Origin of the sequence: Varibaculum cambriense (genome assembly GCF_022133705.1) — a bacterium.
GTDB lineage: Bacteria > Actinomycetota > Actinomycetes > Actinomycetales > Actinomycetaceae > Varibaculum > Varibaculum cambriense_A.
This window is the reverse complement of sequence record NZ_JAKNHJ010000010.1, coordinates 62969-86487: the sequence shown is the minus strand read 5'-3', so window position 1 is coordinate 86487 and position 23519 is coordinate 62969. Positions and strand designations below refer to the sequence as shown.

The window sequence follows — 23519 nt, the reverse complement described above, 5'->3', positions numbered from 1 at the left end:
AAAATAATGGCTGAAGAAAATAAAAACGCCGATTCCCGGGAATCCCGTGGCAAAGGCCGCGAAGACCGGGGGCGTAAGGGCCGCCGCGACAATCGTCGTGAGCAGGAAAAGAACCAGTATTTAGAGCGCGTAGTTACCATTAACCGTGTTTCTAAAGTAGTTAAGGGCGGACGTCGTTTCGCTTTCACCGCACTAGTAGTAGTCGGTGACGGTGAAGGTATGGTCGGTGTCGGATACGGCAAGGCTAAAGAGGTTCCCCAGGCTATTTCCAAGGGCGTGGAGGACGCGAAGAAGAACTTCTTCCAAGTACCGATGATTGGGCGGACTATCACCCACTTGGTACAGGGTGAAGAAGCTGCCGGTATTGTACTTTTGCGTCCGGCTTCTCCCGGTACCGGGGTAATCGCCGGTGGCCCGGTGCGTGCAGTTATGGAATGCGCCGGTATTCATGACGTGCTAACCAAATCTTTGGGTAGCGCCAACGCTTTGAATATCGTGCAGGCCACGATAGCTGCTCTAAAGATGCTGCAGCGTCCGGAAGAGGTCGCGGCGCGCCGCGGACTGCCCGTTGAGCGGGTAGTTCCGGAAGCGATGCTGCGGGCTCAAGCGGAGGCACGGGCAGAAAAAGCCGAGAAAGCGAAGAAAGACGAAGCGGAGAAAGCCGCCGCTGGTGTCGCTGAAGAGGTGAATGCCTGATGAGTAAGCTCAAGATCACCCAGGTTAAAGGCCTGGTTAATACCAACCAGAATCAGCGCCGCGTTATGCAGTCGTTGGGTCTGCGCAAGATTCACCAGAGTGTGGAACACCAGGATAACCCGGCTATTCGCGGGCAGATCCGCAAGGTTTCCCACCTGGTGCAGGTAGAGGAGATTGGTTAATGGCTGAAGATACTAAGGTAACCGAAGCAGAAGACACTGCTAAAGAGGACGTAATCCGCTTGCATGATTTGCGTCCGGCTCCCGGCTCCAATAAGCGCCGCAAGCGCGCGGGTCGCGGTGAAGGATCGCAAGGTAAGACCTCCGGTCGCGGTACTAAAGGCACCGGCGCTCGCAAGAATGTTCATCCTCGTTTCGAGGGCGGGCAAATGCCTTTGCATATGCGTCTGCCGAAACTGCGCGGATTCAAGAACCCCTTCGCTACCGTCTATCAGGTAGTGAACCTGGATCGCCTGCAAGAACTATTCCCCGAAGGCGGAACGGTCACGGTTGATGATCTAGTTTCCAAGGGAGCAGTTCGCAAGAACTCTTTGGTGAAAGTTCTAGGTACCGGGGAAATCTCGGTGAAACTGGAACTGATCGTAGACGCTTGGTCTGCTTCTGCTAAAGAGAAGATTGAAGCTGCCGGCGGTTCGCTGAGCAAGCGGGAGCAAGACTAGTTTGCACCCAGCAGTCTGACTGCAGCTGAAAAATCTAGATAGCTAGAAAATCTCGGGCGGGGAGGAAATCTCCCCGCCCGAGACTTTTACATTTATAGCCACCACAATATTGCAGCTAACTCGGTTTTCAAGTGGATTAGGTCACCAGGTTTGACATTAAACGTCGGCAAACCGCTATACTCATAATAGATTTGTTACAAAAACGTTATATGCGGGTGTCTTTACAGTGATATCCGTCCCCAAAGCTCAGGAGATATCGTGAGAAAAACCTGGTTGATGGCACCAATCGTGGTTATGGCAGCATTTGGGCTAGTAGCTGCAGATTCTGTACATCCCTCAGTAGCAGCAAACGTACCTACAGTTAACGTTTCCCAGTTAGCTAACAATATGCTGCAAGAAAATCTTTACAACCAGGCAGTATCGGTTGATGAACAGGTAAAAGTAGCTACGAATAAGGTAAGTGCTTTCTCTGCAGGCGCTTCCCCCGTTACCTCCGCGAAGAGCGAAGATGCTTCTCCGCTTGCGGCCGCCGAAACTCCCAATTGTGCCCCTCCCAGCGGGGATAGCGGGGTGCAGCCCTGGCCGCGTCAGGTACGCACTATGATTACTCAGCGTTTCGGGGTAACTAATATTGGCGGCTTGCGTCCCGGAGATCCGCGCGATCACGGTAAAGGCCAAGCTTTGGACGTAATGGTACCGGTATCCAGTGGACTTGGAGATTCCATCGCCAATTGGGCAATCGCCAATAGCGGGGATCTAAACATTAAATACGTGATCTGGAAACAAAAAATCTGGATGCCCGGGCGCAGCTGGAAAGGTATGGAAAATCGCGGTTCGATTACCGCCAACCACTTCGATCACGTACACATCAGCTTCAACAGCGGATCCGGCCGCTGCCTGTAGACACCGCCCCTTGGGAACCCCAAGGCGCAATCACGCCGCGGCCGCGCCCCAAAGGTAAGCCGCGTCTGGTGCACAGGTGCGTAGGGCGCTTCACCTTGACGACCCGAGGCACGTCCTCGGAACCAGGGGAGAAGACAAAAAATCGCTGAACCCGCGTGAACATTACCCCAAAAAGTATCTGCATGTGCTATTGCGAAGCTAAATTGTGTAGGCTTTTAAGGGTTAAAGAATTATCTTTTTTGCCGTAAACAACACAGATTGCTGGAGGCAGCTTGCTAAGCGTATTCGTACAGGCGTTCAAAACGCCCGATCTCAGGAAAAAGCTCCTGTTCACCTTGGCGATTATGGCGCTATATCGGGTCGGATCCCATATCCCCTCACCGGGGGTTAACTATCCGAACCTACAGGCCTGCCTAAAGAATAATGAACAGAATGGTCTGCTCGACTTGGTGAACCTGTTCTCCGGGGGAGCCCTGCTGTCCCTGTCAGTGTTCGCCATGGGGATCATGCCTTACATTACGGCCTCGATTATTATCCAGCTGATGCGGGTAGTGATTCCTCGTTTCGAAGACCTGCACCGGGAAGGGCAAGCCGGAAAAGCTAAAATGACCCAATACACCCGCTACCTGACCATCGGGCTCGGGGTATTGCAGTCAGTGACCATTATTTATATGGCGCGTTCAGGGCAACTGCTGCAAGGCTGCGCCCCCAGTAAACCGATTATCCCCGACCAGTCAGCGCTCAACTACTTGATCATGATGGTCACCATGACCGCTGGCACCGGACTAATCATGTGGCTGGCCGAGCTCATCACCGAAAACGGCATCGGTAACGGCATGTCCCTGCTGATCTTCACCGGGATCGTGGCGAACATGCCCGCCCACTTGCAATCGATCGGGGCTTCCGGCGGAGTCTGGAAAGTACTGGTAATCATTGCTTTGGTTGCATTGATTACCCTGGCGATCGTATTCGTGGAACAAGCCCAACGGCGAATCCCGGTACAGTACGCCAAACGGATGGTAGGCAGGCGCATGGTGGGTGGCTCTACCACCTATATCCCCATGAAAATCAATATGTCCGGGGTTATCCCGGTGATTTTCGCGGCCTCGCTACTAGCCATGCCGCAAATGATTTCCCGCTTCGGTAAACCAACCGCCGGCTGGGTCAAATGGATAAACGATAACTTCCAACACGACTCCCTGCTGTATCTGATTTGTTATGCGCTACTGGTGCTTGGCTTCGCCTTCTTCTACACTCAAATCACCTTCAACCCGGAGGAAATCGCTGACAATATGAAGAAGTACGGCGGATTTATTCCCGGGATTCGAGCGGGGGCTCCCACGGCAGACTATCTGCACTACGTAATCAGCCGGATTACCACTGCGGGCGCGATCTACCTGGTAGTGGTAGCCATGGTGCCGATCGTAGCGTTGATTCCTTTGAAGGTAACTCAGATGCCCTTCGGGGGGACTACCCTGTTGATTATGGTGGGTGTGGGTCTGCAAACCGTACAGCAGATCGATGCTCAGCTTCAGCAACACCACTATGAAGGATTCCTGAAATGAAAAAACGCCTGGTGATTCTGGGCGCCCCCGGTGCTGGAAAGGGCACCCAGGCGCACCAGATCTGCGAACTGCTGGATATTCCCACTTTTTCAACCGGCGCGATGCTGCGCGCGCAAATGCAAGCAGGCACCGAGCTCGGTAATAAAGCGAAAGAACTAATCAACCGGGGAGAGCTAGTTCCCGATTCGGTGATTAGCGCCCTGGTAGAAGCAGAACTCAAAACTGGTCGTTACCGCGGCGGTTTCTTGGCTGACGGCTACCCCCGCAACCTGGAGCAGGCACATTTCCTGGATCAGGTGCTCAAAGATATGGGAACCCAGCTGGATGCGGTTATCAACCTGGACGTCAATTTAGAGGACGTGGTGGGCAGGCTACTAAAGCGCGCCGAGATTGAACACCGCTCCGATGATACCGAACCGGTGATTCGTCGCCGCCTGCAGGTTTACCATGAACAAACCGAGCCGCTAGTGCGCTATTATCGCGAGGCCGGTCTGCTGATTAATATTGACGGTAACGGCTCTATCGAACAGGTTTGGGAAAATATTGCGGCCCAGCTGCAGTAATCAGTTAACCGCATCGGGAAGAAGATAGGTAGCCATGCTATTTGGGCGAGGCATCGAACTAAAGAACCGGACCCAATTGGGTTATATACGCCAGGCTGCCCTCATCGTTAATCAGATTCATGAGGCCGTCTGGGAGAATGCGCGAGCCGGGGTCACTCCCCGGCAAATAGATGAAATATCGGCGCAGGTAATCGCCGATGGAGGCGCTCACTCCAACTTTCTGGGATATTTTGATTACCCCGCCACCATCTGCATCTCGGTCAATGACACCGTAGTTCACGGCATCCCCGGTGACGTTCCTTTCGAGGTCGGAGACTTAGTTAGTTTCGATTGTGGCTGCTATCTGGAGCGAGACGGGAAACAGTGGCACGGAGACTCGGCGTTCTCGGTGATTATTGGGGAGGAACCAGCGCCCAAGCCGGATCCATCGATTTCCGCACACGCCTACCCCACGTCCTCAGAAAAAGAACAACTTTTAGAGATAACTCGCTACAGCACCTGGGCAGGCGTGGCGGCTATAGCTGGTCCGCGAGCCCGCGTAAATGATATTGGCGCCGCGATCGAGGACGCAGTTGAATCCTTCAGCGAACGTTTTGGTTGGACGGCGGGAATCGTAGAAGAGTTCACCGGACATGGGATCGGGACTGCCATGCATCAGGCACCAGATGTTTTTAACTTTCGGGAGGCCGGCCGGTCAGCGGCGATTAAACCGGGAATGGTGCTGTGCGTGGAGCCGATATTGACGCGCGGATCTAATCGGGTTACCACCTTGGCCGATGATTGGACAGTGAAAACCGTAGATCACGCCCTCGCCTGTCATTGGGAGGCGCAAGTTGCGGTATTGCCGGAGGGAATCTGCGTCCTCAACCAGCCGGATTTTGGGCAGGCGGCTTTGGCACCTTTCGGAATAAAACCGGTCAAACTATAGATCGTTACCGGAAATATCTCCGCCGCGCTCGCCCTCGAAAATCCTTTTGCCCCGCTTTTGGGGATACCTTTTACTGAGCGCTACCCCCTGGGTGCCTGATAGAGTCGGTTTTGAAAAGGAGGCGAGCCCATGCGTATTCCCTTCCGCAAACTAACCCGGATGATATCGCTGCTCGGGGGCAGTCAGCTCGAACAAGCTACTTCCCACCCCAATCGCCGGCGCCAGCAGCAAAAATATGTGCGTCCGGCTGGGCGGGCACGTTACCTGAACAAAGGCGATAAGATTCCTCCCTTTGCCTATGACCCGGATACCGGGAATGGAGCCGCCGACCCTGGTGAAGTGATTTGGTGTTGGGTTCCCTATGAGGAAGAGGATGGGCGCGGTAAAGATCGCCCGGTGCTAGTCATGGCGGCGTTAGCAGATGCAGTTATTGGATCCCAGTTGACCAGTAAAGATCATGATAAAGATGCCGAGCAAGAGGCGCGTTGGGGACGTTACTGGATGGATATCGGCGCTGGTGCTTGGGATTCTAAGGGGAGGGAATCTGAAGCCCGCTTGGATCGGTTGTTGCTGATTCCTCGCCGGGAAGTACGCCGGGAAGGGGCTCGGCTAGATCGCGAACGTTTTAACCAGGTAGCCGCGGCTATCCGCAAACAGCAAAGACTGAAATAGTAGGGAGCAGACAAGGGGCGTTTCGAGAGGGCGCAGAACTTAGTTATTAAGGACAGGATTTGCAACCTGCGACACGCTGATAACAGTAGAAAAGGTAAAGGCGTGACCGATCTAACCCCGTATCAGCTTTAGGTTAGTCCCGCAACTAACGTAAAGTTGACTATTGGGTTTGTGACTAGAGGGGAATAGTATACCCGCTAGTCATCCTATGTGAACAAGGTTAGTGAAGGATAGATGGCTAAAAAAGAAGGCGTTGTAGAGGTCGAAGGTACCGTAGCAGAGGCACTCCCGAATGCATATTTTCGGGTGGAACTGGAAAACGGTCATAAGGTGTTAGCGCACATCTCGGGCAAAATGCGTCAGCATTATATCCGGATCTTGCCAGAGGATCGTGTGGTAGTAGAGCTCAGTCCCTACGATTTATCGCGCGGCCGAATCGTTTATCGATACAAGTAAAGCAGCGGACAGCGAAGAAATTCGTCGCAGCTAGAGGGAAGTTATGAAGGTTCAACCCAGCGTTAAGAAGATCTGTGAAAAATGCAAGGTGATTCGTCGCCACGGCGTTGTCATGGTGATTTGCGAAAACCCTCGGCATAAACAGCGTCAAGGCTAGCCGAGAACAATAATAAGCGTGCTACCAGCACCTTTCAGATACGGAAGGTGACCCCAGGTCCGGAGGCCTGGGCCGGGAAAACGGAAGGTGGCGCGACGGCCTCCGGAAACAATGTGGAGAGAAAATTAATGGCAGCACGTATTGCCGGTGTTGATCTTCCCCGCGAGAAGCGGCTGGAAGTGGCACTTACTTACATTTACGGCGTAGGGCGCACTCGCGCTCAAAAAACGCTGCAAGAAACCGGGGTTAGCCCGGATGTACGCGTAAAAGATATTTCTGAAGAAGATCTGATTAAAGTTCGCGACTTCATTGAATCGAACTACAAAGTAGAAGGTGACCTTCGTCGTGAGGTCCAAGCCGATATTCGCCGCAAGATTGAGATCGGTTCCTACCAGGGTCTGCGTCACCGTTTCCACTTGCCGGTGCACGGTCAACGGACCAAGACCAATGCGCGTACCCGCAAGGGACCTAAGCGCACGGTTGCCGGTAAGAAGAAGGCTGTATAAGTAAGCGCAGGCACCACCTGCTGGATCTGAGAAAAGAAGGAAGATATGGCTGCTAGTTCTATTAAGAGCCGTAAGCCGCGTCGGGCTGCGCGTAAGAACGTTGTTCAGGGAAAAGCGTTCATTAAGTCCACATTCAATAACACTATCGTTTCGATTACCGATCCGTCCGGAGCCGTTATTTCCTGGTCTTCTGCTGGCCAGATGGGCTTTAAAGGATCCCGTAAATCCACTCCTTTCGCTGCACAGATGGCTGCTGAAGCTGCTGCTCGGCGGGCTCAAGAACACGGCATGAAGAAAGTTGACGTGTTCGTGAAAGGACCGGGGTCGGGTCGCGAGACCGCTATTCGTTCCCTGCAAGCTACCGGCCTCGAAGTCGGTTCCATTCAGGACGTTACCCCGCATGCCCACAATGGCTGCCGTCCTCCCAAGCGCCGTCGCGTATAAGGCGCGTCCTAACTGAAGTAGAAAAAAGAAGATAGTAAAACACTTCTGTGAGTCTCCAGGCCGTCATTTGGGAGATTTCGCAGTCTTGTCTCTAAGGCTGACCTTTGGTCAGGACGTCCGTTCCAGTCATATGGCGGGCTGGGCGACAGAAAGGACAACACGTTGCTTATTTCACAGCGACCCGTGCTATCAGAACAAGCGGTTAACGATCAGCGTTCCCGCTTCACTCTTGAACCCCTAGAACCCGGATTTGGACACACTCTAGGTAACAGTTTGCGGCGTACCCTACTTTCCTCCATTCCGGGAGCCGCAGTCACCTCGATCCGTATCGAGGGGGTGCCGCATGAGTTCCGCACTATTCCGGGAGTAATGGAGGACGTCTCCGAGATCATTCTGAACATTAAACAGATTGTGCTTTCTTCGGAGAATGACGAACCGGTAGTTATGTATCTGCGTAAAGCAGGTGCTGGGCAGGTTACCGCTGGGGACATTACCCCTCCGGCAGGCGTAGAGATCCACAACCCGGATTTGTATCTGGCCACTTTGAACGATTCTGGAAAGCTAGAAATTGAGCTGACGGTAGAACGCGGTCGCGGCTACGTTTCTGCTGATCAGAACAAGTCTGATGGGCACGAGATTTCTCGGATTCCCATCGACTCCATCTATTCTCCGGTGGTTAAAGTCCGCTACAAGGTAGAGGCTACTCGTGTAGAGCAGCGCACGGACTTTGACCGTTTGATTGTGGATGTGGAAACCAAGCCGGGACTAGCACCCCGGGATGCGCTGGCTTCGGCGGGCAAAACCCTGGTAGAGCTGTTCGGTTTGTGTCAGGAACTCAATATTGAGGCCGAAGGGATTGAGATTGGCGCTCCGCAAACGGATCAGGCGCTGGCTCAAGATCTGGCCCTGTCTATTGATGACCTGAATCTACAGTCTCGTTCCTACAACGCTTTGACGCGGGAAGGAATCAACACGGTGGGGCAACTGGTTGCTCGCTCCGAGGCCGATCTTTTGGATATCCGGAATTTCGGCGCTAAGTCAATCGAAGAGATTAAAGCGAAGCTGGCGGAAATGGGGATGGCGTTAAAGGATTCTCCGCTGCCCTCCTCGGTCAATCTAGATGATCTGACCAACTCCAGTTCGTTGCAGTTCTCTGACGACTAAGTCGGGTTTTCTCGGCGCTGAAACAATAAAGTTTTTTAGGAAAGTAAAGGAAGAAACATGCCTAAGCCATCTAAAGGTCCGCGGCTAGGAGCCGGCCCGGCACATGAGCGTAAAATCTTGGCGAATCTGGCGAAATCGCTGATCGAACACCGTTCGATCCGCACTACTGAAGCGAAGGCTCGCCGCCTACAGCCCTACATTGAAAAGCTGATCACCAAGGCGAAGAAGGGTGATATCCACAATCGCCGTATGGTTGCCCGCAAGCTGAGCACCCAGGTAGATAAGTACACCCGCGGATTCGATGCGGTATATACCCTGTTTGATGAAGTAGTTCCGGATCTGGATCCCAACCGTCAGGGCGGGTACACCCGGATTGTAAAACTGCCTGCTCGTCGGGGCGATAATGCGCCTATGGCCGAGATTTCTTTGGTCACCGAAAAGGTAGAGTCGAAAGCCAAAGTGCAGCCGACCAAGGACGAAGCTGATAAGCCTGAACAGCCGGAGGAATCCAAAGAGGCTGAAAAGGCCGAAGAAACTGCTTCGGAAGAGGCAGTCGAAACTTCGGACGCCAGCGAAGAGAACGCGGAAGCTGAAAAAGCTGAAGACGCGGACGAAGCGGCAGATTCTGAAGAATAGTTCTTTGCACTTATCCGTCACTAGCTGACGTGGTAAGTTGTGATAACTTGATGCGGGCAGTTGGCATAGATAATGCCAACTGCCCGCATTATTTATTGGTAGCAGATTTTAAGACCTGGTACTGAATCTTAGCGGTCAACCAGATCGGCAAGTAATAATCTGCCGGTAAGCTTAGAACATGGGAAAAGAGATGAGAACCCCTCTGACCTTGTCTGTTGATTGTGGCGGAGGCGGGATCAAGGCCTCGGTACTCGATAAACGCGGCACCATGGTGGCGCCTTCCCTGCGAGTTCCCACCCCCTACCCGTTGCCTCCGGAAAAGTTAATCCAGATTGTAGAGGATTTCCGCACTGAATTTAAGGCGGAAACCGATCGGATCACCGTAGGTATGCCCGGCATGATCCGCCACGGAGTAGTCATTTCCACCCCCCATTATGTGTGCCGGTCTGGGCCGCGTACCCGGGTATTACCCGAAATGGTACAGGCATGGGAAAACTTTGACCTGGCAGGTGCGTTAGAACAACAAACTTCGTTGCCCTCCCTAGTTTTAAACGATGCGGAAGTGGCGGGAGCCGGGGTTATCTCTGGTACCGGCATGGAAATGATCATTACCTTGGGAACCGGGCTCGGGAATTCAATTTGGGATGGAGGACGCCTGGCTCCCCATATGGAACTTTCCCATATGGTCGCCCGCTGGGGCTTGCTCTTCGACGATTACGTGGGAGAGCCCGAACGGGTACGCATGGGGGATGCCCACTGGTCACGGCGGGTAAGACGCGTAGTAGGGGTGCTACGCGATGCAATTATGTGGGATCGGCTCTACCTAGGAGGAGGAAACTCGGCGCACATTGTGGAATCGGTACGCAAAACCCTCGGTGAAGAAGTGGTGATCGTGCCTAATGATGCCGGTATTCGCGGCGGGGTGCGGGCTTGGGGGCTGACCACCTGATGGACGGCTCGATTCGTTTGCGCCTAGACCTGGCCTATCGCGGCGCACCGTTTCACGGTTGGGCACGCCAACCGGGTTTGCTGACCGTGCAAGGTCGCCTGGAAGAAGCGCTGAGTCTGATTACCCGCCAGCCGGCGCAGCTTACCGTCGCCGGGCGCACCGATGCGGGGGTGCATGCCCGCGGACAGGTTGCCCACTTGGACGTGACGAAAGACTTTTGGCTTTCCCTGTCCCGAGGGCGCGAGGAAAACGACCAGGTGCGAGGGGAACGGCTCCGGGCTCGTCTAGAAGGCCTCGCGGGACGCGGTTTGAACGGAGCTTTGGCAATAAAACAGGTCAGGGTGGTATCTAGGGACTTTGATGCTCGTTTTTCGGCGCTTTCTCGCACCTACCGCTATCTGATTTGTGATGATCCCCGTGCCCAAGATCCTTGCCGCTTGGATATCGCCCGCACCTCCTCGCCCCTGGAAGAGACAACAATGCAGGTGGCAGCGCAGGCGTTATGTGGCGAGCATGATTTTCTACCTTTTGCGAAACCTCGGGAGGGCGCGACTACAGTGCGCACGCTTCATTCCTTTAATATTTCCCGTCCTGGTGCCGGAATCGTACAAGCGATGATTCGCGCCGACGCGTTTTGTCACTCCCAAGTCAGGTTCATGATGGGAGCTTTAATCGAGATTGGGCGGGGTAAATACGAACCTAACTGGGTAGGGGAGCTGCTGGCTGCCGGAGTACGTGACCAGCGGGTTCCGCTTGCCGATGGGCGGGGGCTGACTCTTTGGGAGGTAGCCTATCCTCCGGAGGACGAATACGCCTTGCAAGCCCAAAAAGCCAAAGTAGTCCGTACCCTGCCCGAAAACTCGCCCTCTTAAGTGACCCAAAGCCGTAAGGTACCAAGCTAAAGACAGCTGCCCTTATTTCGCTAAAATACGATCGGAAATTCGCTCTGTTGGGTAGAGCCAGGGGGCAAAATCAACCACTTCATTTCCGCTACGGAATTTGAAGCGAGATATCTGTTTGACTGAGAGCGGCATCCTAAATTCCGTGCAAATTTCTCTTACCTGGTTCTTTTCGGAATCAGTTAGCCAAGAGTATGGATCAGAACAGCTAAAATTACCGCATACTCTTGCTAGATTCTGGGTAAACTCATTCGCTTGGGGGCTCAGGAGAGAACCTCGCGAACGGGTAAACGCCACATCAGGATCTAGCGCTACCAGGGGCTTCAACCAATAGCGAGACAGCGAGTTTAAAGCCGCATTGCGGACAGCTGGCCCGGAGGGATCTTGTTTACGTTCAGTGTTATCCCAATAAGGAGCGGTATCAGGTCCAACCCGCATTCCGTCGACTAGCCCTAAAGACGGTCCGATCAGTGCGCCTGAGGCCATTAGGTACGCATCTGGGAGTGCTTCACGTATTGTTTTCAGTCCCTCCTGGTAGGCGTATTCCCTTGAAACTGTTCGATAACGCCGTCCTACTATTGCAGCAGCGTTCAGAAAGTCCAGTTTGAAATACCTGAATCCCCACTCATAAATAGTTGTAAGGATTTCTTTGAGCCAAGTTTTCGCCCCTGGGTGGGTGCAGTCTAATCCGTAGTAGTAATCTCCCCAGTTGTAGCCAGCAGGTTCCAAATTTCCGGAAAAATCATGAATGAAATATTCTGGGTGCTCTTGGACGATTGCACTATTACCTGAGGCAATAAAAGGTGAAACCCAGATTCCGGGTGTCAGGTCGTTGTTTCTTATCTTATTTGCCAAAGCCTCTAAGCCGGAGGGAAATTTTGCGTTAGGTTGCCAATCTCCTATCCCTTTCTCCCACCCGTCATCTATTTCAAGTACCTGATATCCGCTGCGTCCAGCTGGAATGATTTCGGCTTCAATAGTTTCTTCGCTGATCTCTTCAAACCAGGAATACCAAGACGACCAAATAGTCCCTGGGTAACGGTTGAGTCGTTTGTCTTTACTACCTAGAGATTTTCTAAGGGCAGCGGCATAGGCCTGAAAAACACTCAGTTCTGTACCAATCCCAACCCACCACGAGACGTAGCTATCTTTATCGCATTTTGATGGGGCAGGATGCGCAGAATTGTCGGTTTTGTCTGGTAACTTTCTTGCGGTTAATAGATGTTCTCCAATCTCAAAATATCCAGATTTCCCTCCTAAGGATCCGATAAGCATGATGAGTTCCTTTTCCGGATCTACCTTGATTGCAGTTAATAGATACGACTGATGAACTTTGGGATCATCAGAATACGCGTCTTCGGCTGTTAGTGAGCGAGGGGGATTGTTCCAAACCCGGTAAGGAGGTTTAGTTACCGACCACCACGAGGTCGGGGACCAAGAATTCCAGCCATGTCGATAGAACTCAACATTTTTAAGGTCAGGATAGGATACCTGAATTTCCGCGCAGGTTACTGAGACACCGCTGCCGGTGGGAGGCTGTTGATTAGTTGCGTCACCAACTTGTCCGCAAGAGATATTGGCAGCTGAGCTAGAAATCTGTTCCGGAAAAATAAATTTTCCGTGCTGGTATTTTATCTTCATGATCCCGTTCCTCGTGGTGGGGGAGTAGTGTTTTACTTTTCTGCTAAGAGCTCGTTTATTTTCTCGTTCAACTCTGGAAGCGCTTTAGCGGGGTCTTCGCTTCCGCGCTCAATTCCTTCAAAAACCTTGTTTGCTTCAGAGTTAATTTCTTCAGCCTTAAAAGTGATCGGATAGTAGACCAGGTTCTTGGGGTCTTTGGTGATATTCAAGAAGGCGCTGACGTCGACTCCGTTGGCTTCATGGGCTTTAGCTGCTGCCTCTGATTGACTGGTAATTGAGGGGAACACTATTGCTTTCTTCGCAACAATGCTCTGACATTCCGTAGATGTTAAGAATTTGACCCACTGCCACGCTTTGTCTTTATCTTTGGCATTCTTGGTTATAGAGGGCGCGAGACCATTGATTATGGTTTTTTGTCCCATAGGCCCTTTGGGAAGAGGAGCGAACTTGAACTTTTGAGTCTTTGATTGAGACCAAGTATTAATTCTCCAGGAGCCGTCAGGTACTATAGCTGCTTTATTTTGTTCCATCATAGGTTCTAGACCAAGGTCGCCTGCCTTCTCAACCGGGGTAACATATCCGGCCTGAATCTGCTGCTGCCACCATTTCATGGCTTCAATCAGTTTGGGAGAATCTAAGTTGTAATGGCGACCAAACGGATTCTTATCTAAGTAGTTGAAACCGTTAGAAAGGGCGAACCATGACCACGGGCCTTGACCAACTACTCCAGAATTAGTTTCCAGTCCCCAGCCGTAAGTTTCAACATTGTTCTTGTCAAACCCGGCCTCGTCCCCGCGTTTTCCGTTCTTATCTATAGTCAAGTGAGCTATAGCTTTGCCAAAACTACCGCCATCTTGGGGATTCCAATCTAATTTCTGCAAACTAGCTTCATCAATTCCGGCGTCTTTAACGTCCTTTACGTTATAGACGAGAGCTATAGTGTCCCAGTCTTGTGGAATCCCAAAAGTTTTATCTTCGTAATTCCACAGGGATGCCAAATCGCCAGTGTATTGACTCATGTCAATCTTATCTTTTTGGATATATGGTTTAAGATCGGTCAAGACCCCTTTAGCTGCTAGTTCAGGGTATTGAGCTACGTGATTGGTAATGACGTCCGGCGCCTCTCCTGAAGATAATTGGACAGTCAAATTCTTCCAGTAATCGTCCCACCCGGTTTGCTGAATGTCGACGCTAATCCCACTTTTCTTTTTAAACTCGGCAGCACAAGCCTCGTAAGCTGGTTTTTGGTTGGGATCCCACAAACTGTAGGTGACCTTACTATTATCTGTGTCGTTTCCCTTTGTTTCCTGTGGGGCGCACCCCGCTAGACCTGCTGTGGCAAATACAGCTACACCGCAGGTCAATGCGATTGTTTTTTTCATTTCATTCTCCTTAGGGACGGCTCTACTTCGCCGAAGTAAGACCGATTGAATTAACTAGTTTCTTCCCGACTACTAAAAGTAAGATCAACATAGGGATTGTCTGCAAGGTTGCAGCTGCCATGAGACCCGCCCAGTCTGGTTTAGTAGAGGGGGAAGCTTGTTGAAAGGTAGCCAGAGCGACATTGAGTAGTCGAACGGCGTGTTCTTTACCGACCAGTTGTGGCCATAAGTATTCGTTCCACGCAAAAACTGCCTGAATAATTGCAATTGTAGTGATGGGTGATTTGCAGATAGGGACTACTACCTTGCTAAATATCGTCCATCGGTTCGCCCCATCCAGAAGGGCAGCTTCTTCTACCTCGCGAGGAATCGATAGAAAGAATTGTCGCAAAAAGAAAATGGCGAAAGGTGAAACTAGAACATAGGGTGCCAAGAGGCCGGTGAAAGTGTTTAGAAGTCCCAGATTTTTTATTAATACAAAGTTCGGTAGCACGATAAAAATCGGGGGGATCATCATTCCTGTGAGTAGGATTGCGAAGATTTTATCTCTTCCGGGGAAATGTAAACGGGCGAACGCGTATGCGGCCATTGTGGAGGTTACTACCTGGCCGAGCACCAGGATGGCGGTGAATATCAAAGAGTTACGCAGGTAGAGCCAAAAATATATCTTTGCTCCCGATCCTCCCGCGGCTAAGTCTTCTTCAGTGGTCGCAAACCCGAGTACCCGCTTGAAATTTATCCAGCTGGCATCGGTCGGGATCAAAGAATAGTCGCCGTTGAAAATTTGGGAGTTTGGAGTTAGGGCTGTGCGGATTGCCCATACGAAGGGGAGTAAGGTGACTATCAATATAAGTATTAAGGTCGTCCATCCGAGTACCTTTTCCGTGCTCAGCTTGCGCAATATATTTCTGTTTTCCATTGTTTTCCCCTCAAGTTATCCCAAGTCCGATTCGCTAGCTTTCGTTAAACGCAATTGGACGAGAGTCATAACTAAAATGATGATTAGTAAGATGACGGCCATTGCAGCGGCATATCCCATTTGGCCTTGTTGAAAGGCTTTCTCGTAGATGTAAAAGTAGATAACCCGAGTGGAATCCAGTGGTCCACCCTTAGTTGCTACGGCTACAGTGTCAAAAATCTGGAATGAGCCAATCATAGAAACCACTATCACCATCACGAGGATGGGGCGTATCAGTGGCAAAGTTATCGAGAAAAAACTTCTTGTAGTGCTAGCTCCATCTATTTTTGCGGCGTCGTAAATCATGTTTGGAACTATTTGCATTCCCGCGAAAATCAGTAGGGCTGTATATCCCATGTTTCGCCAGGAGTTAACGAGTGCAACCGTAAAGATAGCGATATCAGGATTGCCATAAAAAGCGATGGGTTCGCTGTGAACCAAAGTCAATAGATGGTTTACGAGACCTACATTGGGGTCTAGTAAAAACAAGGTGATTACCGCAATAGTAACGTTTGGTACTAGCCAGGGAACCAGTAAGAGCGAACGAACCAAGCTGGATTTGCTGATACGTTGCATTAGTACCGCTATTCCTAAACCAGCTATGGTTTGGGTAGTGATATTGACGAGGACGTAGATGACAGTCACTACCAGTGCATGAGCAAAGTGATGGTCGCCCAGTAACTTTTGATAGTTCGCAAATCCTACGAACTTTGCAGGAGAAATTAAATCCCAATCTGTAAAACTTATGGCTAGACCTCTTATCATGGGAACTAGATAAAAAACTAGGAATCCGATTACGGCAGGGGCTATGAAAAGGTATCCGGCGCGCTTCTCTGCCAGCTTTAACTTGCTAGGCTTTCTACCTGAAAAGTTCAGGGTATTAGTCTCTTTTGTTTCAGACGTACTGGTCTCTGCAGCGTCCTTGCTATTTATTAATCCGGTAGCAGTCATCCGCGACTCCTCAGCTAGTAAGACTTGCGTCACAGCAATTATTACGTTAGTTTCTTTAGTAAGTCAAGCATTTTCAGTAAATGGGGGTTTACCATTGTGAATGCTCAACGAAGAATTCAGCGGCGTACCAATATGGAGGCTGCATTACGTTACCTGACAGGCTGCTCAGATACCGTTGCCAATGTTGCAAAACAAATTGGAGTAACTCGCCCAGCGGCTGAATCAATTGTTTCTGACCTGGTTAAACTGGGATGGGTAGAAGATATGCCCGCCCCTGAAGGGGTAATCGCAATGGGTAGACCGGCTACCTACTATAAACTCTCTTCTCAAGCGGGGCATGTCCTTTCCTTAGATATTGGAGCTCATCACGTCAGTGCGCTCACAGCAGATTTAAGTGGGCATATTCTTGCTGAAAATACAGAAGATTTAGCTGAGAACACCCCTACCAAAACGCGTATAGCAGCTGCATTAACTGTTAGTAAAAAAACTTTGGAAGATACCAAGTGTGGTAAAACCTGGGTTTGTGTGACCGGAAGCCCGGGCGTTCAGTACCAGGGAAAAGTTGCCTATTTTGGCGGCAAAGGAATGCCGGGCTGGCAGGGGCTGCAACTTGATCAGGTACTTTCTGAGGAACTTGGAGTTAAAGTCACTACTGTTGGGGACTGTGCCCTAGGGGCTCGTGGGGAATCCTGGGTTGGTGCGGCTGCCAAACGTAACGACGTAGTGTTTATCCTAGCTGGAATTCGCACTGGTGCGGCAAGTGTCCTTGACGGAAGGGTGCGGGCGGGGAGTCGGGGAGCCGCAGGTTTAATTGGAGAAATTCCGCAACTAAGGTGGCGGGAGCTAGAAGCGGAAAGTTTCGCAAAAAGTATTTACACTCCTAACCAGCCTCCCGATCGAGAAACCATGTTTAGACAGGCTCGGGAAGGCAATAAACTAGCGATTGCCGGCGCAGCGAAATTCGGTGAGATATTAGGGCTGGGAACTGCCAGTATGATTGCGGTTATTGACCCTGAGTGTGTGGTGCTAGGGGGGCAATTTTGTGAATATGCGGATCTGTTTTTGCCGCAAATGGAGCAGACCATCAGAAAACTGTGTCCATTTGCGCCCTCGATTGTGGTATCCACATTAGGGAGGCGGGCTGTAGCTCTTGGGGGAATTCGATACGCCCTAGATGGTGTTTGGGATCGGATCAGGGTACATGCACTGAACTCTGATTATTTCCCAGCTGTTGATTCCGATAAATTTTGGCAATAATTTAAATAAGGAGCACTAATGATTGCAAAATCAATGAAGATTTTTCTAACTTTCGTGCTGATGATGGCACTTACATGCTACGCTGCTCTACCGGCTGTGGCTGATACGGATTTACCGGCTGAGGTTACGCAGGTGACAGATCCAGATACTCCGTCAAAACCTGGGTACTTATTGACTGCATCAGATGAGTTTAATAATGACGATATTAATCGTCGACTTTTTGCTGATAAATATTTGGAACATTGGTCAAAATCGCCAGGGACAAAAGCAAAATATGAAGTTAGTGATGGAACTTTGAAGTTAAAGATCTTGCCTGATCAGCAACCATGGGATCCAACCTATGATTCCGATACTAAAGTTTCTTCGTTGCAGACATACGAGAAGGACTACATTCACAAATGGACGGATTACAAAGACATAGCACAGTCCGTCCCCCCATTCCGAGGATTTATTCAAAAATATGGTTATTTCGAAATTAAGGCTAAAGCTGCTCTAGGTGGAGGAGTTCATTCCGCATGGTGGATGACGGGTGTAAATCAAGATCAGCCCGAGGGAAAAAATGCGAAATCTAGGGAGACAGGAGAAATAGATATTTTCGAAATACTAGGTCGAAATGGTGCTACTACTGCCCAGACGGCAATACATCCATGGGGAGACTGGCCGAATCTATGGTCTTACACATCCCGTTTTGACGATGGTAAAACTAATCTTGCCGAAAGCTTTCACGTGTATGGTTTTGAATGGGATGAAGATTTTATAAAAGTTTATATGGATGGCAAGCAAGTCTTAGCTAAGAAAGCGTCTCCAAATTATCCCATGATGACTTACTTGGGTGTGTATGAGAAACAGGATGCTTCTTCTTGGACTGGACCGTTTGATAATAGCGTGCCATATCCGAAGACCTTCGAAATTGATTACTTTCGTGCATACCAGAGAATTCCAAAGTCACTGCCTGAAAAATATAAATTATGTGATGGTGTCGTACGAGGTAAATCTATTTGTGCCAAAGAAGAAACTGTGCGTTGGGTTGGACTGGATCGGAATGATGTAACCCTTCCTCATGTATATGCCCCTACAGATGGAGAATACTGGCTAAATTTGCAATATCGAAGTGAAGAACACAGAGATTTATCAGTTGATGTTAATGGGCATCCGGTCGCTGAACTAACAAATCTAGCTAGCGGTAGTTTCAGCGGAAGACCTGCTTCCGTTGAGTTTCTGACGCATCTAAAAGCGGGTTGGAATTCTGTCCGATTCTATAACAAGCAAGATTACGCTCCCGATTTGACGCAACTCACGGTACTACGCAAGCGATAGAGTGAGTTTTAGGATCTCCTGTCAAAGTGAAATCCTCCTGACGGCTTATGTTGGTTGGAAATCCAAAGAGCCTATGGCTTATAGCTGTGCAAACTGTACATGACGTCATCAACCTATGCCTATGTGTGCAGTTCAACAGGGTATTACTTTGACCAGGTAGCCGCGGTTCCGTAAAATACTAAATGTTGTGTGTCCTGGAACAATCCAAACACGGGTGCTCTACCTGGGGTTTTGGCAAAAACAGGACGCTAGACGGAAAGAAATACGAAGTCGGGTGAAGACACTTCGGCGGCGTCCGCAACATTTTTAGGCAGTTCCTGCCATTCTGTTGTCGCGCTCTCAAAGTTCTCGCCCCCAAAGAAGAAACGAAGGCTTAAGCCCGTGCGAACTTATAATCCGAAAGCCGGTGACACCCAGGACAAGAAATGGTATGTCATCGACGCTGAAGACGTCGTTCTCGGACGACTGGCGGCCGTAGCCGCCAAGCTGCTGCGTGGCAAGCATAAGCCGACCTACACTCCCAACGAGGATATGGGCGATCACGTAATTATCGTGAATGCCGCCAAGGTCGGACTTACCGGCAACAAACGTCAGCAGAAACGCGCCTACCGTCACTCCGGATATCCGGGTGGCTTGAAATCTGTAACCTACGGTGACTTGTTAGCTAAGAAACCGGAAGTTGCGGTAGAAAGAGCGGTGCGCGGCATGGTTCCCCACACTCGGTTGGGACGTGCCCAGATGAAGAAGCTGCATGTATTCGCGGGTGCAGAACACAACCACGCGGCGCAGCAGCCAGAACCTTACGAAATTAAGAAAATCGCCCAGTAGCCCTGAGCCAAAACCCTGAGGAGAATTGTGGCTGATACCACCGAAAACGAAGAGCTGTTGGAGGAGAATGCCCCCAGCTCTTACACCACGGAAACCCAGTCGGAGTCGACCGGCTCCGGACAGTCCGTGACCGCTCCCGGCATTGGGCTGGGACGCCGTAAAAGCGCAGTTGCGCGTGTCCGGTTGGTGCCGGGCAGCGGCGAATGGAAGATTAACGGCCGGACTTTGGAGAACTATTTCCCGAACAAGCTGCACCAGCAGCTAGTGCGGGCTCCGTTTACCCTGCTAGATCTCGAGGGACGTTTTGACGTTATTGCTCGAGTCTCTGGGGGCGGCACCTCCGGTCAAGCCGGAGCGGTGCGCCTCGGCATTGCCCGCGCACTAAATGAAATCGATCGGGAAGCGAACCGTCCTGCCCTAAAGAAGGCAGGATTCCTAACCCGCGATTCACGCGCTGTTGAGCGTAAGAAGCCCGGCCTCAAGAAGGCGCGTAAGGCTTCGCAATACTCTAAGCGCTAAGCTTTCACGCTTATATATTTTGCCCGGTAAAGGCGGTTTATTCCGTCCTTACCGGGCAAAACTATATCAAAATAATGCGGTCCGATCGTAGGGCAGAGATTGATATAAAAGCGAATATTACTTGCTAGTGTTTGCAAAACTCTATACATTAGCCTTCTTCTGGTGTTAATCTGAACTCGAGAATAGGAAGGTAGAAATATGGCGAATACAGCAGCTGTTTATGCTCGCATAGACCCAGAGCTTAAAGCAGAAGTAGACGACATTCTTTCACGCCTAGGGGTCACGCCCTCTTCGGTGGTACAAATGCTCTACAGTCAGATCAAACTAACTAGAAGTATTCCGTTCGGGATAAAACTTCCTGCAAAAGCGCCTCTTTCGCTGGCGGAACTCACTACTGAGCAGCTAAGTGCCGAACTGCAGAAAGGTTACGATTCTCTTCTCGCGGGAAAATCCTATTCCGGAGAGCAAGTAGATGAACTCTTAAGTAAAGAGTACGGAATCTAATGGCTAACTATCTGATCATTTATTCAGATGAGGCCCTGCAAGATTTAAGAGAAATCTTTGAGTACATTGCTGGAGAGCTGCGGGAACCGGCGATAGCGGCTGCTCAAATAAACCGGATTCGCGAGCAGGTACGTAGTCTTGGACATTTCCCTGCTCGCAATAAAAAGGTCGCCTGGGAACCCTGGCGCAGTATGGGAATGCGACAGATGCCGGTCGATAATTTCATTGCCTTTTATACCATCGACGATACCCAACCCGCAGTTCAGATTGTTCGTATCTTCTACGGTAAACGAGATATTCAGAGCTATATTCGACAGCCGTCCGGATGACTTAGATCTTGCGGAGGTAGACGTTTTCTAGGCGATGCTGGGCGTCTTTACGCAGGATTAGCGTCGCCCGCCCTCGGGTAGGACGAATCTGTTGCTCCAGGTTGGGCAGATTTATGGAGGTCCAAATATCGAGGGCGATCTGGCGCGCCACCGAATCCGAAATGCCGGCATAAACCTGGAAATATGAGTTGGGATCAGAGAAGGCCGATTCCTTTAACGACAAGAAACGCTCCACAAACCACCGTTCAATATCCCGGGTGCGGGCATCAACATAAATCGAAAAATCAAAAAAATCACTGACTGCCAGGGATTTGTGATCATATAACCCGCTGCGTCCATCATCTTGATCCAGCTTTTTCTCCAGGTTAGGCAGATCTTGATGTCCCCGGTAAAACCAAGCGGGCTGCAGCACGTTGATCCCTTCTAGGATCAAAATATCGGGGCTGGCAACAGTCACGTATTTATCCGGCACCACATCATAGGTGACGTGCGAATATACCGGCGCTTTCACCTCCGGCTCCCCAGCTTTTACCTGGGTAACAAAATTCAGGAGGGCGCGGCGGTTATAGGACTCGGGGAATCCTTTCCGGGCTACTAGCCCCCGCCGCTCCAACTCTGCGTTCGGATACAAAAATCCATCGGTCGTTACTAAAGCGACCCGCGAGGTTTCCGGCCAGCGGCTAAGCAGGTTTTGCAGAATCCGGGAAGTGGTGGATTTCCCGACAGCCACGGAACCAGCAACCCCAATAATGAAAGGGATTTTTCGCTTCCGGGGCCGCCCGAAGAATTCTTGCTGATCGCGTCCCAGGGCGCGAGAATGTAAAACCCGGTAACGCAGCAGCGCTGACAGGGGGCGATATACTGCGTCTGCCTCCTCTAAATCAATCGGATCACCCAACGCTGCCAGGGAACGCAAATCGGCCTCGGTAAGCGGCATCGGGGTTTTAGCGGCGAGGGCGCGCCAAGCGTCCCGATCAAATTGTTCATAAATGGATTTTGCTGGCATAACTATTAGGCTCCGCTAGGTTGGATCCGCTCAAAACTTGCGTCGATTCGGTGTTTCCTGCCTCCCGCCAGTGCCCCTCCAAGAAAAGCCCTGGCGAGACGCAGAACATAAAACTTACAAAGACAGACGCTCTTTTACCACCCCAGCTAGGTGCTCACAAACCGCATCGGCTTGTTCTTGGGTAGCGGCCTCTACCATTACCCGCACCAGCGGTTCGGTTCCCGAGGCACGGAGCACTACCCGCCCGGTATCGCCCAGCTCTTCCTCGGCTTTAGCGATTTCTGCCCGCAACCCGGCATCATCGGTGCGGGTCTTGTCCACGTTCGGTACGTTAATCAGGGTCTGCGGTAAGCGTTTTACGAACTCGCAAATCTTCTCTAAAGGTTGACCAGCGTCTTTAACTGCCCGGGCGATGCATAGCGCGGTCAGAATCCCATCCCCAGTGGTGGCGTGGTTACCGTTAATCACGTGACCGGACTGTTCCCCGCCCAGGACGAATCCTTGTTCGCGCATTTTTTCGAGGACGTAACGGTCACCAACAGCGGTCTGTACGGTGTTGATGCCTTTTTCTTTCATCGCCAAAATCAGCCCCAGATTCGACATAATCGTGATCACTAGGGTGTTTCCGGTTAGCTCGCCTTTTTCCTTGAAGTAGGCGGCTAACATTCCCATGATTTTGTCGCCATCGACCAGGTTTCCTTGGGAGTCAACTGCCAGGCAGCGGTCGGCGTCACCATCGAAAGCCACCCCGAAGTCACATCCGGCAGCTACCACTTGGCTCTGTAACTGTTCGGGGTGGGTAGAACCGCAATTGTCGTTAATATTGCGTCCATCAGGGGAGGCGTTGATTACTACGGTGTCGATTCCTGCCTCTTGTAGTGCCTCGGGACCTAGATGGGAAGCCGCACCATTGGCGCAATCCACGGCTACACGCAGGCCAGAAAGATCCCCCACTGCCCGCACCAAGTGTTTAATATAAAGCTTTTCGGCGCTTTCCCGCTCTTCTTCAATCTCTCCGACCTTATCGCCGGTGGGGCGGTCAGTATCCTCACCCAGCAGCTGTTCGATCTGATCCTCGATTGCGTCAGGGAGTTTATAGCCGCCCCGGGCAAAAAATTTAATCCCGTTATCTGGCATCGGGTTGTGAGAGGCAGAAATCATGACTCCCAAGTCGACGTCAGCTTTCGCGGTCAGGTAGGCGACGCAAGGAGTGGTTACGACTCCGATGCGGTTAACGTCCACGCCCTCGGAAGCTAGACCCGCCGAGATCGCGTGGTCCAGAAAATCGCCGGACATGCGAGTGTCCCGGGCAACGATTGCCCGCAATTTTTTGCCCTTCGGCGCATCTTTGCGTACCTGTTTTGCAGCGGCTCGTCCCAGTTCCAAAGCCAATTCTGGGGTTAAATCTCTATTTGCTAGGCCGCGCACTCCGTCGGTCCCAAAAAGTCTGCCCATTTTACCTGTCTTTCAACTAGCAGAATCTGACTTTCTCAGCCTACCCCACCAAGCCGGGATGGTTTTGTCAAGCAACCAACTGTCGGCGATAATTCGTATTTACACTGCTTAGGCGCGCGAGATAGCAATGAGGAACAACTCGTGAAAAAATCTAT

At 51.1% G+C, this 23519-nt stretch carries 28 protein-coding genes; 22 read left to right on the top strand and 6 right to left on the bottom strand.

What is annotated here, in order from left to right; all coding sequences use genetic code 11:
- Window positions 1-6: 6 nt before the first annotated feature.
- The 16 genes from rpsE to truA all read left to right on the top strand — a co-directional run bounded on the left by rpsE (window position 7) and on the right by truA (window position 11190).
- Window positions 7-696, top strand: a complete 690-nt coding sequence (gene rpsE, locus L0M99_RS06180; protein ID WP_024059750.1) for a 30S ribosomal protein S5 — start codon at window positions 7-9, stop codon at window positions 694-696.
- Complete coding sequence (gene rpmD / locus L0M99_RS06175) at window positions 696-878, top strand: 50S ribosomal protein L30 (RefSeq protein ID WP_022864709.1); 183 nt, start codon at window positions 696-698, stop codon at window positions 876-878. The genes rpsE and rpmD overlap by 1 nt, the downstream gene beginning before the upstream one ends.
- Window positions 878-1375, top strand: a complete 498-nt coding sequence (rplO, locus tag L0M99_RS06170) for a 50S ribosomal protein L15 (RefSeq protein WP_238128092.1) — start codon at window positions 878-880, stop codon at window positions 1373-1375. The genes rpmD and rplO overlap by 1 nt, the downstream gene beginning before the upstream one ends.
- Window positions 1376-1633: 258 nt before the next feature.
- Entirely contained in the window at window positions 1634-2278 is a 645-nt protein-coding gene (locus L0M99_RS06165) for a hypothetical protein (RefSeq protein ID WP_024059749.1), read from the top strand.
- A gap of 272 nt (window positions 2279-2550) precedes the next feature.
- Window positions 2551-3843: a preprotein translocase subunit SecY gene (gene secY, locus L0M99_RS06160; RefSeq protein ID WP_024059748.1), complete on the top strand. Its 1293-nt coding sequence runs from the start codon at window positions 2551-2553 to the stop codon at window positions 3841-3843.
- Entirely contained in the window at window positions 3840-4406 is a 567-nt protein-coding gene (locus L0M99_RS06155; RefSeq protein WP_024059747.1) for an adenylate kinase, read from the top strand. The genes secY and L0M99_RS06155 overlap by 4 nt, the downstream gene beginning before the upstream one ends.
- A 34-nt stretch (window positions 4407-4440) precedes the next feature.
- Complete coding sequence (gene map, locus L0M99_RS06150) at window positions 4441-5334, top strand: type I methionyl aminopeptidase (RefSeq protein WP_024059746.1); 894 nt, start codon at window positions 4441-4443, stop codon at window positions 5332-5334.
- Window positions 5335-5463: 129 nt separating this feature from the next.
- Entirely contained in the window at window positions 5464-6006 is a 543-nt protein-coding gene (locus L0M99_RS06145) for a type II toxin-antitoxin system PemK/MazF family toxin (protein WP_024059745.1), read from the top strand.
- Between the two features lie 234 nt (window positions 6007-6240).
- The gene (gene infA, locus L0M99_RS06140) at window positions 6241-6462 is read left to right on the top strand and encodes a translation initiation factor IF-1 (protein ID WP_022864716.1); all 222 of its coding nucleotides are present in this window, start codon (window positions 6241-6243) and stop codon (window positions 6460-6462) included.
- 43 nt (window positions 6463-6505) lie between these two features.
- A complete protein-coding gene (gene rpmJ / locus L0M99_RS06135; RefSeq protein WP_024059744.1) occupies window positions 6506-6619 on the top strand; it encodes a 50S ribosomal protein L36 in 114 nt (37 codons plus the stop codon).
- A gap of 128 nt (window positions 6620-6747) precedes the next feature.
- The gene (gene rpsM, locus L0M99_RS06130; RefSeq protein ID WP_024059743.1) at window positions 6748-7125 is read left to right on the top strand and encodes a 30S ribosomal protein S13; all 378 of its coding nucleotides are present in this window, start codon (window positions 6748-6750) and stop codon (window positions 7123-7125) included.
- A 45-nt stretch (window positions 7126-7170) separates the two neighbouring features.
- Window positions 7171-7569 (top strand): 30S ribosomal protein S11, encoded by a 399-nt coding sequence (rpsK, locus tag L0M99_RS06125; RefSeq protein ID WP_024059742.1) that lies wholly within the window; start codon window positions 7171-7173, stop codon window positions 7567-7569.
- Window positions 7570-7731: 162 nt separating this feature from the next.
- A complete protein-coding gene (locus L0M99_RS06120) occupies window positions 7732-8733 on the top strand; it encodes a DNA-directed RNA polymerase subunit alpha (RefSeq protein ID WP_024059741.1) in 1002 nt (333 codons plus the stop codon).
- Window positions 8734-8790: 57 nt separating this feature from the next.
- Window positions 8791-9369, top strand: a complete 579-nt coding sequence (gene rplQ, locus L0M99_RS06115; RefSeq protein ID WP_024059740.1) for a 50S ribosomal protein L17 — start codon at window positions 8791-8793, stop codon at window positions 9367-9369.
- A 190-nt stretch (window positions 9370-9559) separates the two neighbouring features.
- Window positions 9560-10318 (top strand): ROK family protein, encoded by a 759-nt coding sequence (locus L0M99_RS06110; protein ID WP_024059739.1) that lies wholly within the window; start codon window positions 9560-9562, stop codon window positions 10316-10318.
- The gene (gene truA, locus L0M99_RS06105) at window positions 10300-11190 is read left to right on the top strand and encodes a tRNA pseudouridine(38-40) synthase TruA (protein WP_038110273.1); all 891 of its coding nucleotides are present in this window, start codon (window positions 10300-10302) and stop codon (window positions 11188-11190) included. The genes L0M99_RS06110 and truA overlap by 19 nt, the downstream gene beginning before the upstream one ends.
- A gap of 42 nt (window positions 11191-11232) precedes the next feature.
- Here truA and L0M99_RS06100 read toward each other — a convergent pair whose 3' ends face one another.
- Genes L0M99_RS06100 through L0M99_RS06085 form a run of 4 tightly spaced genes read right to left on the bottom strand, consistent with a single transcriptional unit; the run spans window position 11233 to window position 16182 of the window.
- Window positions 11233-12858, bottom strand: a complete 1626-nt coding sequence (locus tag L0M99_RS06100; protein ID WP_024059737.1) for a glycoside hydrolase family 36 protein — start codon at window positions 12856-12858, stop codon at window positions 11233-11235.
- Between the two features lie 32 nt (window positions 12859-12890).
- Window positions 12891-14240: an ABC transporter substrate-binding protein gene (locus L0M99_RS06095; protein WP_238128091.1), complete on the bottom strand. Its 1350-nt coding sequence runs from the start codon at window positions 14238-14240 to the stop codon at window positions 12891-12893.
- Between the two features lie 22 nt (window positions 14241-14262).
- Window positions 14263-15159 (bottom strand): carbohydrate ABC transporter permease, encoded by an 897-nt coding sequence (locus L0M99_RS06090; RefSeq protein ID WP_024059735.1) that lies wholly within the window; start codon window positions 15157-15159, stop codon window positions 14263-14265.
- Window positions 15160-15174: 15 nt separating this feature from the next.
- On the bottom strand, window positions 15175-16182 hold the full coding sequence (locus tag L0M99_RS06085) for a carbohydrate ABC transporter permease (RefSeq protein WP_238128090.1): 1008 nt from the start codon (window positions 16180-16182) through the stop codon (window positions 15175-15177).
- 63 nt (window positions 16183-16245) lie between these two features.
- Here L0M99_RS06085 and L0M99_RS06080 point away from each other — a divergent pair, with 63 nt between their 5' ends.
- The 6 genes from L0M99_RS06080 (at window position 16246) to L0M99_RS06055 (ending at window position 20903) form a co-directional block, all read left to right on the top strand.
- A complete protein-coding gene (locus L0M99_RS06080) occupies window positions 16246-17406 on the top strand; it encodes an ROK family protein (RefSeq protein WP_024059733.1) in 1161 nt (386 codons plus the stop codon).
- A gap of 18 nt (window positions 17407-17424) precedes the next feature.
- A complete protein-coding gene (locus L0M99_RS06075; protein ID WP_024059732.1) occupies window positions 17425-18723 on the top strand; it encodes a family 16 glycosylhydrolase in 1299 nt (432 codons plus the stop codon).
- A gap of 381 nt (window positions 18724-19104) precedes the next feature.
- Window positions 19105-19551: a 50S ribosomal protein L13 gene (gene rplM, locus L0M99_RS06070; protein ID WP_238128089.1), complete on the top strand. Its 447-nt coding sequence runs from the start codon at window positions 19105-19107 to the stop codon at window positions 19549-19551.
- Window positions 19552-19578: 27 nt separating this feature from the next.
- Complete coding sequence (gene rpsI / locus L0M99_RS06065) at window positions 19579-20070, top strand: 30S ribosomal protein S9 (RefSeq protein WP_024059730.1); 492 nt, start codon at window positions 19579-19581, stop codon at window positions 20068-20070.
- Window positions 20071-20268: 198 nt separating this feature from the next.
- On the top strand, window positions 20269-20574 hold the full coding sequence (locus L0M99_RS06060) for a type II toxin-antitoxin system RelB/DinJ family antitoxin (protein ID WP_238128088.1): 306 nt from the start codon (window positions 20269-20271) through the stop codon (window positions 20572-20574).
- On the top strand, window positions 20574-20903 hold the full coding sequence (locus tag L0M99_RS06055) for a type II toxin-antitoxin system RelE/ParE family toxin (RefSeq protein ID WP_238128087.1): 330 nt from the start codon (window positions 20574-20576) through the stop codon (window positions 20901-20903). The genes L0M99_RS06060 and L0M99_RS06055 overlap by 1 nt, the downstream gene beginning before the upstream one ends.
- 1 nt (window position 20904) lies before the next feature.
- Here L0M99_RS06055 and coaA read toward each other — a convergent pair whose 3' ends face one another.
- Together coaA and glmM are read right to left on the bottom strand one after the other, a co-directional pair.
- Window positions 20905-21909, bottom strand: coding sequence for a type I pantothenate kinase (coaA, locus tag L0M99_RS06050; protein ID WP_024059727.1), 1005 nt, complete (start codon window positions 21907-21909; stop codon window positions 20905-20907).
- 114 nt (window positions 21910-22023) lie between these two features.
- Complete coding sequence (gene glmM / locus L0M99_RS06045; protein ID WP_238128086.1) at window positions 22024-23364, bottom strand: phosphoglucosamine mutase; 1341 nt, start codon at window positions 23362-23364, stop codon at window positions 22024-22026.
- Window positions 23365-23519 lie beyond the last annotated feature (155 nt).